Origin of the sequence: Rhodococcus sp. LB1 (genome assembly GCF_001583455.1) — a bacterium.
Classification (GTDB): domain Bacteria; phylum Actinomycetota; class Actinomycetes; order Mycobacteriales; family Mycobacteriaceae; genus Rhodococcus_F; species Rhodococcus_F opacus.
The window spans coordinates 1-9285 of record NZ_LTCZ01000102.1 but is presented as its reverse complement, the minus strand read 5'-3'; the positions used below and the strand labels follow the sequence as shown (position 1 = coordinate 9285).

General features: G+C 64.3%; 10 protein-coding genes. All 10 read right to left on the bottom strand.

The window, feature by feature from the left end:
* Nucleotides 1–66 precede the first annotated feature (66 nt).
* The gene (locus AZG88_RS16960) at nt 67–1188 is read right to left on the bottom strand and encodes an LLM class flavin-dependent oxidoreductase (RefSeq protein WP_061698326.1); all 1122 of its coding nucleotides are present in this window, start codon (nt 1186–1188) and stop codon (nt 67–69) included.
* A gap of 129 nt (nt 1189–1317) precedes the next feature.
* The gene (locus tag AZG88_RS16955) at nt 1318–2838 is read right to left on the bottom strand and encodes a GMC family oxidoreductase (protein ID WP_061698325.1); all 1521 of its coding nucleotides are present in this window, start codon (nt 2836–2838) and stop codon (nt 1318–1320) included.
* Nucleotides 2839–3336: 498 nt separating this feature from the next.
* The gene (locus tag AZG88_RS16950) at nt 3337–3981 is read right to left on the bottom strand and encodes a TetR/AcrR family transcriptional regulator (RefSeq protein WP_231914045.1); all 645 of its coding nucleotides are present in this window, start codon (nt 3979–3981) and stop codon (nt 3337–3339) included.
* A 180-nt stretch (nt 3982–4161) separates the two neighbouring features.
* A complete protein-coding gene (locus AZG88_RS16945) occupies nt 4162–4491 on the bottom strand; it encodes a carboxymuconolactone decarboxylase family protein (protein ID WP_061698323.1) in 330 nt (109 codons plus the stop codon).
* A 55-nt stretch (nt 4492–4546) separates the two neighbouring features.
* A complete protein-coding gene (locus AZG88_RS16940; RefSeq protein WP_061698322.1) occupies nt 4547–5074 on the bottom strand; it encodes an NADPH-dependent FMN reductase in 528 nt (175 codons plus the stop codon).
* Between the two features lie 35 nt (nt 5075–5109).
* Nucleotides 5110–5604 carry a flavin reductase family protein gene (locus AZG88_RS16935; RefSeq protein WP_009475734.1) on the bottom strand — a complete coding sequence of 165 codons (495 nt, stop codon included), beginning with the start codon at nt 5602–5604 and terminating at the stop codon, nt 5110–5112.
* 12 nt (nt 5605–5616) lie between these two features.
* Complete coding sequence (locus AZG88_RS16930; RefSeq protein ID WP_061698327.1) at nt 5617–6399, bottom strand: enoyl-CoA hydratase-related protein; 783 nt, start codon at nt 6397–6399, stop codon at nt 5617–5619.
* 71 nt (nt 6400–6470) lie between these two features.
* Nucleotides 6471–6866, bottom strand: coding sequence for a RidA family protein (locus AZG88_RS16925; protein WP_061698321.1), 396 nt, complete (start codon nt 6864–6866; stop codon nt 6471–6473).
* A gap of 110 nt (nt 6867–6976) precedes the next feature.
* Complete coding sequence (locus tag AZG88_RS16920; RefSeq protein WP_061698320.1) at nt 6977–8323, bottom strand: MFS transporter; 1347 nt, start codon at nt 8321–8323, stop codon at nt 6977–6979.
* Between the two features lie 64 nt (nt 8324–8387).
* Nucleotides 8388–9285: amidohydrolase family protein (locus AZG88_RS16915; protein WP_231914044.1), on the bottom strand; the 898-nt coding region annotated here is incomplete at its 5' end.

Here is a 9285-nt window from a genome sequence, read left to right as displayed (position 1 = left end):
CGTTTGTAGGTGCCGCCGACTCGACGAACACTTATGGACGGTTCGGCCCCGAGAAGCCGAGAGTTGCTATGACGTCGGCGTCAGTGTGCGGTCGACACCGTAGGTAACACCGAGTTCGCCGCCCACATCGTGGGCTTTGAGGCGCGGAAGCACCTCGGAGGCGAGCAGTTCGAAGTTTCGGGATGACACTTCGGGCGCCATGCCGCCGAAGGACGGTGCGATCAGGACCCCGCCCGCGTCCAGTCGATCGACATACTCGAGAATCCGGTCGACGACCTGATCCGGCGTTCCCCACACCTGGAGATCGGCGAGGAAGTCGCAGAAGCCGTCGACTCCGTGCTTCTCGATGTTGCGGCTCAGCCCGGCGTAGTATTCGTAGCCTTCAATTTTCGCGAAGCCGACGTTGTCGAATTCGTAGTGCTCGACGGTCGACTCGGCGTAGCGCCGGAGGTACACATCGCGCATCTGCCGGGCCTCGGCTTCTGTCTCTCCCACTCCGACGAAGACGCAGATGATCGGCTTGGCCGGCTCCTCGCCGTTGATCTCGAGGTAACGGGCACGGTAGTCGCGCATCTCGGCTTCGGCTTTGCCCCAGGGCTTCTGCGCGATGACCATCAGCCCGACCTGCAGACTTGCCATGAGGTCGATTGATTGCGGAGACACCGCCGATGCGAAGGTGCGACCGCGGAACGACGCATACGGCGCGGGGCGCAGGTCCATGGCCGGCTGTTTGTACAGTTCGCCGTCGGCTTCGATGACGCCGGACTCGAGACCGTTCAGGATCGCTTCGGCATACTCCGCGAAGAGCCTGCGGGACTTGCCCATCTCCACCCGGAAGCCGTCGAACTCTACCCGGCCGAGCCCTCGGCCGATGCCGAGCATCGAGCGGCCGCCCGAGAGATGGTCGAGCAGGATGAAGTTCTCGGCGGTCCGAACCGGGTCCTGCCAGGGAAGAACGGACACCATCGTCCCCAGTTTGACCGTGGATGTCTTGGCCGCAAGCCACGAGAGGAACTGCGGGACATCGGGTGTCATGCCGTAGGCAGTGAAGTGATGTTCTGGGGTCCATACCGAATCGAATCCGGCGGACTCTGCCCGCAGCGCGAGGTCCAGCTCGTTGCGGTAGGTCTCCGCGTCCGAGACGTTTCCGTCGATGTTCTGAAATACGAGAGTGATGCCGGTGTGCATCTCTCCTCCTTCGTCGAGTGGTGCAATCGGTCCTACCGACCGGTTGGTACGTAGTGTAGCTGCCGAAAACTTGGGGCGCCAGAGGCAAATCACCGTCGAATCAGCTGATTCGTGGGACCGCGCCCGGATTCACCCCGCGTGTCTGCCGCACAGCAGATCGGCGGCCTTCTCACCGATCATCACGGTCGCAGCATTCGTGTTGCACGAGACGATGCTCGGCATGACCGACGCATCTGCGATGCGTAACCCGTCGACGCCGCGCACCCGAAGGTGCGGATCGACCACCGCCGTCGCGTCAGTGCCCATGCGACAGGCTCCCGAAAGGTGGAAGAAGCTGCTGACACTGTCGTGTATCGCCTTCTCCAACTCCGGGCGGTCGAGGCGAAGTAGTGCGGGGGCGTCGGAAGTGCCACCCCATTCGTCGAATGCGCTCGTCTCGGCGAGTGTGTTCACCACCTCGATTCCGGCGATGAGCTGTTCGATGTCGTACGGGTCGCTGAGGTATTTCGGATCGATCAGCAGCGGCGCTTCCGGGTCGGAAGACGCCAGGCGAATGCTTCCGCGGCTTCGCGGGCGCATGTGCCCGATCCCGAAGGTGAAACTGTTCTCGGCTGGCCGTTGCCACGGCGTGTGGTAGTCGACCTGGATCTGCACGATTTGCAGCTCCGGCCGGGTCTGAGACGGGTTCGTCTTCGCGAACAGCGTCGACTCGGCGTAGTTTCCACTCGGTGGGGGCAGCTGTCGATCCGCGCGCATCCGGACTCCCGCCAGCAGGATGTGGTCCTGCAGGTTCAGGCCGACCTCCGGCGAATCGATCACCGGTTGCACGCCGACCGACTCGAGGTCTCGGACCGGTCCGACGCCCGAATGCAGCAGCAGCCGCACGGAATCGACTGCACCGGCGCACAAGACAACGTCGCCGGCCGCCGCGGTCCGGATCGAGTGGCCGTCCCAGGTGTACTCCACCCCGCGACAGCGATCGCCCACGATGACGAGGCGTCGACAGATCGCCCCGGTGCGAACTGTCATATTTGTCCGGCCGAGCGCCGGCCTGAGGTAGGCGCTCGCGGTGCTCTGTCGCCGGTTCCCGCTGATCAGCAACTCATGGCACGCTGCCCCGAGTAACTCGCCACTGTTGAGGTCTGCTGCGACGGCGTGCTGCGCCTGCCGCGCGGCCTCGACGTGGGCGAGTGACAACGGGTGGGGCGAGTCGATCGGCCGCGGCGCCAGTGGTCCGCCCCGACCCCGGAATCGGGGGTCGCCGTCGGGGACGTCCTCGGAGCGCATGAAGTAGGGCAACACCGAGTCGTAGTCCCAACCCTCAGCGCCCTCCGCGGCCCATGAGTCGTAGTCGACTCGGTGTCCCCGCAGGTGCGCCATGACGTTGATCGAGCCCGAGCCGCCCAGGACCTTGCCGCGGGTCGCGGGGACCGTCCGCCCGAGAGCCTTCTGCGGAACCGTCGCGTAGTTCCAATCCAGCTCGCTGCCGGCCAAACTCGGCCAGGCACCTGGGTTCTCGATGTCTGGTCGTCGCTCGGAGCCGCCGGCCTCCAGGAGCAGGACCCGGACCTCGGGATCCTCGGTGAGTCGCGCAGCAATGATGCACCCGGCGGTTCCGCCGCCGACGACGATGTAGTCGTAGGTGTCCATGATGCTCTACCGCCCGACCCCGACCGGCTGCACCGCGCCCGCCGTCACGGTATTCGCGTTCGGAACGTCACCGAGTAGTTCTGCTGGCATGATCCAATCCTCAATGTCGTACGGATAGAGGGGTTCTCATCGCTCTCAAGAACGGAGCACCGATCTCGGATATCTCGGGGAACGACCGCCCGGAGTCACTGATTCAGGCTGGAGCGCGTCCGGTGCGTGAGGCTTCTCGGCAACAGAGGAACGCCTTCCAGCCAGGAAGTGTGCCGCCGGCTCAACAGATAAACGAAGTTCATCTGCGCCTACATACTAACCGGGCGGTACGTAATGTTGTGAGATGACGTTACCGCACTACGCGTCAGGGGGTCAAGAGATCGCGACGATACCGCTGGGACCGCGGTTCACCCGGATACCGCGAACCCGGCGCATCACGGTAGGCGCTAGCGAGCACGGCCTCCACGAAGGGACATTCGTGGAGGCCGGGTGGTCGAAGAGTGCAGCTCAGGCGTCCGCTGGTCGCTCGATCAGTCCGTCGATGAGGATGTCGGCGTAGATGGTGCCGATTTCACGGGGGGTTACCGAGCCCTTCAGGTCCAGCCAGACGTGTGTCCACGCCCCCATGCCGATGATCCCGAATGCCACCAGTCGTGCCGGGCCCTTCTGTCGGAACACACCCTCCTGCATGCCGCGCTCGATCACGTCGACGAAGAATCGCTCGAACTCGTCACGCTTCTGCTGGATCTCGGCGAAGACATCGGTGGGCAGGAACTTCCGTTCCTGCATGAACACCGTGATCTCTGCCTTGTAGATCGACATCGGTTCGAGTAACGCCTCGGTGATCAGTCGTCGCAGGATCTGATCCGGACTCTGTTCCTTGTCCGCCATGACACTGCGCGCACGCCCGAGCTGATAGTTGATGAACTCGTCGTGCACCCGGTAGAGCAGGTCTTCTTTGCTCTCGAAATGGTGATAGAAGGCGCCCTTGGTCAGCTCCGCCGCATCGACGATGCTCTGGACAGACGTTGCCGCGTATCCGTTCCGCTCGAAAAGTTCGACCGCGTTTTCGAGCAGGGCACGCCGAGCTCCCTCGGGGTCGCGGACCCTACGGCCACTCGTCTTGCCACTCGAAACCTTAGGCCTCGCCACGAAACTTCCTCCCTGGCCGTTCAGCCCGCCGTCCATCGCCGAGTGCGCCGTCCATCTCGAACACTCTGCGCGGAGCGGGTAGGCGCGATGCTACGGCACGTCCAGTACACCCACGGCTCGTCGGCGTACCGATCAAGTATACATTCGTACCAGTCGGCATGCTATGTGCGCCCGGCCAACCTATCGAGAGGCTTCGGGGCCGGGGAGGTCCCGAAGGATCTGGACTGCCGTCATCGCGGTGGGCCAGCCGGAGTAGAACGCGAGGTGAGTGGCGACTTCCACGAGTTCTTCGACGGTGAGACCGTTGTCCAGTGCCGTCCGCAGATGGAAGGGCAGCTGCTCGGAGCGGTAGAGCGCGATCAAGGCAGCGACGGTGATGAGGCTTCGGTCTCGAGGTGTCAGTTCACGACGTTTCCAGATGTCGCCGAACAAGGTGTCGTCGGTGAGTTCGGCCAGCTTCGGAGCGAACGAACCGAGTGCCCGTCGGGCGGGGCCGGGTATATCGGGCATGATTGTTCCTTCGAGGTACTTGGGGCGGCGGTGTCGCCGGGTGTCCCGTGTTCATTTACGCCGGCGCAGTGCGCAGTGCGTTCGTCAGCGAGGCACCTTCCCTGGACAGCCAGGCGCTGACCGTGTCCGTGAGGTGGTCGAGTTCGGAGTCCACGACGTAGAGACTCCGAGTGGGCACGACGGCACCCAGTTCGACCAGCAGCGGTCGGAGGTGGACCTCGCCGGCCATGGCATGGTGTGGGGCACCGCCCACCATCACGGGCACCGCTACGGCGCCGTCGAGTGAGACGGAGCCGAAACGGTCGAAGAAGGATTTGAGCAGGCCCGTGTAGGTCGCCTTGTAGGTCGGCGAGACCACGATGAGGGTGTCGACTCCGCTGACGAGCTCCATGTCCCGTTGCACCGTCGCGGAGTCGGGGTCCAGAACGTCCCCGCCGTGCATCGCCAGATCGACGACAGGGCCGACCCTGCCTCCGACCGCATCGGCGACTTGACGGCCCACCTCCAGTGCGACGGTTGCCGTCCGCGATGCCGGCCGCGGGTTTCCGACCAGAACGCCGACTGTGATGTCGCTGTGCGCCATGGACTCTCCTCGATTGATCGTCAACGAGTATCGGGTCATACCTGCGATCCGACGGCCGTGAAGAATTCCCGGCGTGCATAGGCCAGGGCATGGCAATCCTCGCGGACTCCCCCGTCGACCACGGCACCGACCACGATCGTGTGATCGCCGGCCTCGACCATCTGCTCGACCCGACACACTGCGAACGCCGCGGTGTTCTCGGCGAGCACCGGCCCGCCCAGTCCTCCGTCTGGGGCCGACCATGCATGTCCGTCGAACTTCGAGTCCGACTTGACCGCGAAGGCCAGCGCGACGCTCTCGTGGCCGTCGGCGATGTAGTTGACGGTGAAGGATCCCGACGAACGCACCGCCTGCAGGGTGTTCGACCCGTGGTCGAGGCATGCGAGGACGAGCGGGGGATCCAGCGAGACAGAGCACACCGCGGACATCGTCAGACCCTGGTGCCTGCCGTCGTCACCGGTGGCAGTGACGACTGTGGCGGGGCCTGGTGCATACGCCATGATGTCTTTGAACTTGCCCAGGTCGATCATTGTTCGTTTCTCCTAGCTGGATCGGGATGACGTGGTGCGGCCCGCGGCGCGAATCGCGTCCTGGACACCGGGGTTGTACGCACTGGCTGCCTGAGCCCAGGACTCGAATCCCAGCGTCACGTCGAAGGAATTCTCGGCGGCGAGATTCACGGCTTGTTTCATGTCGCGAGCGAGCGACGGCTGCAGATCCGCGACCGAATGTGCGAGAGTCAACGCTTCTCCGAGCGGGTCATCGGCGTAGACGTCTGCGAGTCCCTCGTCATGGGCTTGCACGCCGTCGAGTGTGCGGCCGAGGAGAACCGTGCGTAGTGCACGTCCCCGCCCCAGCTTCTGCGTCAGGAAATAGGTGCATCCGCCTCCCGGATGCAAGCCCATTTTCGCAAAGGTGGCGCCGAATCTGGCGTTCGGCCCCGCGATGGTGATGTCGCATGCCAACGCGAGATTCAACCCTGCACCGATCGCATGACCGTTGACGGCGGAAACCGTCGGGTATGGAAGCTCCCGCAGCCACAGGAAGCTCTCGTAGTACGACAGTTGACGGGCCCGCATGCTCGACGGGGTCGCGCCGTTCACGCCGAAGATCGCCATGAGATCCGCCCCGGCACAGAAGGAGGTCCCGGATCCGGTCACCACCAGGCACCGCGTTTCAGTGTCGGTGGACAGCTGGTCCGCTGCGTCGAGTAGCTCGAGGCGCATGGCGGGGCCGATGGCGTTCCGCTTCTCCGGGTCGTCGAGTACGAGAACCCGAATGCCGTCGTCGTGGCGCTCGATGCGGATTTTATCGAATTCTGTCATTTCCCAGTCCTTCTGCGAGGTTCCGGTCGACACCGATGAACGTGGTCCGACCGTCGGCGTTCGTTACCGACTCAGGCTGCGTCGGGACGTACCGCGACGGCTTCGATCTGAACACGCAGGTTCGAGGCGATACCGAGGACGAACGTCGACCGTGCCGGGTATGGTCCCTCACCGAAAGCGCCCTTGTATGCATCGAGGAACTCGAAGCGATGTGCGTCGTCCTGCAGGTAGCAGGTGGTCTTGACGACGTCTCGCAGTGTGAGGCCTGCGTCCGCCAAGATCCTGGCGACGTTCTCGAGGCAGATCCGGGTCTCGTCGGCGATCGATTCCGCCTCCTTACGTCTCGCCATGGTCTCGGGGTCGATCGCGAGGCCCGCGGCATAGACGAACACGTCGGTCGCGGTACCGGACGACAGCCCCTGCGGGCTGAAATCTCCCAGGTCGGCTGGATTCAAGTAGTCGATCATTTCGACCTCGTCTTTCGTTTGTACGATCTGGTTGGGATCTGCTCTTTCTCGGGTTCAGCCCTGTCTTGGCCGTCCCAGTCGCGAGGACCGCCTGTTTCCTACTGCGGCGCTCACGCCGTGCGTAGGTCGACGGTCCGGGTCTCACCGAGTGCGCTGACAGAAAGCGCGGCCACGATGCACAGCGCGGAGATCATCACGGAAACCGCGATGCTGCCCGGGCCTCCCGGCGCGATGAAGGTTGCAGCGAGGAGCGGGCCGAGGCCGCCACCGATCATGCCGGCGAACTGGTAGCACAGGGATACGCCCGTGTAGCGGGACGCCGTCGGGAACAGCTCCGCGAGCAGTGCGGGGACCGGGCCGTTCGCCGCCGCGTTGAGCACGGTCATGCTGATGACATACGAGAGCAGGATCAGTGGGAAGCTTCCCGACGTCACCAATGGGAACATCGCGAACGCGTGGATCGCCGTGAGCAGGGCCGCGGTGACGTAGACCGGTCGCCGGCCGTATCGGTCGGAGAGCCACGCGAACAACGGCACAGTGAGAAGCATGCCAGCCGTACCGATCATCATCGCGTTGAGCAGCGTCTGGCGCGGGATCCCGAAGTCCTTGTGCGCGTATGTCACCAGCAGTGACGTCGCCACTGCGTACGCCATGAACGGTCCGGCGTAGACGCCAATTCCGAGCAGCACGCGACCCCGGCGTTCCCGAAGTAGCGCGAACAGCGGCGCGCGGCGCGGCTCCTCTTCGTTACGCTCCTTCTTCTCGGCCAGCAGGACGGGACTCTCGCGTACGCCGACCCGGATGTACATGCCGATTCCGACGAGGACGACCGTCACGAGGAAGGGCAGACGCCAACCCCAGGACAGGAACTGGTCCTCGGAGAGCCCGCCGAGCGCTGCGAAGGCCGCGAAGGACAGTAGGAGTCCGGCCGAGGCTCCCATCTGGGTTGCGCTGCCGTAGAAGCCGCGGGACTTCGTGTTCGCATGTTCGACAGCCATCAAGACGGCGCCGCCCCATTCACCGCCGACGGCGATTCCCTGTATGAGACGGAGTACCACGAGCAGGATCGGGGCGAGCACGCCGATCTTGTCGGGTGTCGGCAGCAATCCGATCGATACGGTTGCCACCCCCATGATGCTCAGGGTCCAGATGAGCGAGGATTTCCTGCCGAACCGGTCGCCGAAGTGGCCGAAGATGATTCCACCGAGCGGGCGGGCGAGGTATCCGACGGCGAGCGTGCCGAACGAGGCGATGAGCGCCACGGCCGGCGACGATCCCGCGAAGAACACCGGGGCGAACACCAGGCTCGCCGCGGTCGCGTAGATGAGGAAGTCGTAGTACTCGATCGTGCTGCCGATCGCGCTGGCGATATAGACGCGGCGCCGTTGGCGAACAAGATCGTCGTTGGGCCTGTCCGTAATTGCCCTTGGGGAGGAAGTGCCGTCGAGAGTACTCATTGCGGTCTCCGGATTCGGGGCGGGGGTGGATCGCTGGTGATCACATCGGCCCGCTGAGTGGGGGCTATTTCGGGAGGATGATGTCGAGCGGCCGGTTGTAGAGGATATCCTCGACCACGTCGTGTGGGATCGGGAGTGGCATGTCGAGTTCCGAGATCGCCAGGAACTGATCGGCGGACTCTTTCGGACAGAATGACGGGAAGTCGGAGCCGAACACAAGGCGGTCGGTGACATGGCCCTCGATGGCGAGCCGGAGCCCGTTGTAGAGCTGCCAGGTCTTCACCGGTAGCGTCGATACGTCGGCGAAGACGTTGCGGTTCTTCATCATCAGCTCGACCGTCTCGTTCATCCACGGCTTCCCGAAGTGTGCGACGAGGATGTTCGTGTCCCGGAACTCGCGGGCGACCTTGTCGAGAAACATGGGGTACGCGTATTCGTTGCACCCGTCGGGCGCGAACACGCTCGCCTGGTGGAACATGAGGAAGATGCCGAGATCAGCGGCAGCACGATAGACCTCGTAGGCCTCGTCGCAGTGCGGATGGAAACCCTGATACGGCGGTGAGAGTTTCACCCCGTGAAGGCCGTATTCGCGCACGGCGCGACGGAGTTCGTCCGCCGCGCCGGGCTGGGTCGGGTCGACGCTGCCGACCCCGATCGCCCGTTCCCGGTTGGCGTCGAGGTACTCGCCGACATAGTCGTTCGGCACCTTCATTCCGATCCGGGCCACCTGCAGGCCGAGGACCAGGAACCTCTCGACGCCGGACTCCGCCATCACCCGGGTGTGTTCGGCGAGGTCTGCGCGGCCGAAGCCTGGCCGCCCGACGAGCTCGGTTCCTCGGTCGGTCCATACCGGGCCCAGGTGTTCGGGCAGGTAGATGTGTGTGTGCCAGTCGGTGAACGGGCGGTCGGGCATCGTGGCTATCCCTGTCTCTTCCGCCGGAGCGCGACGGCGTCGATCTCGA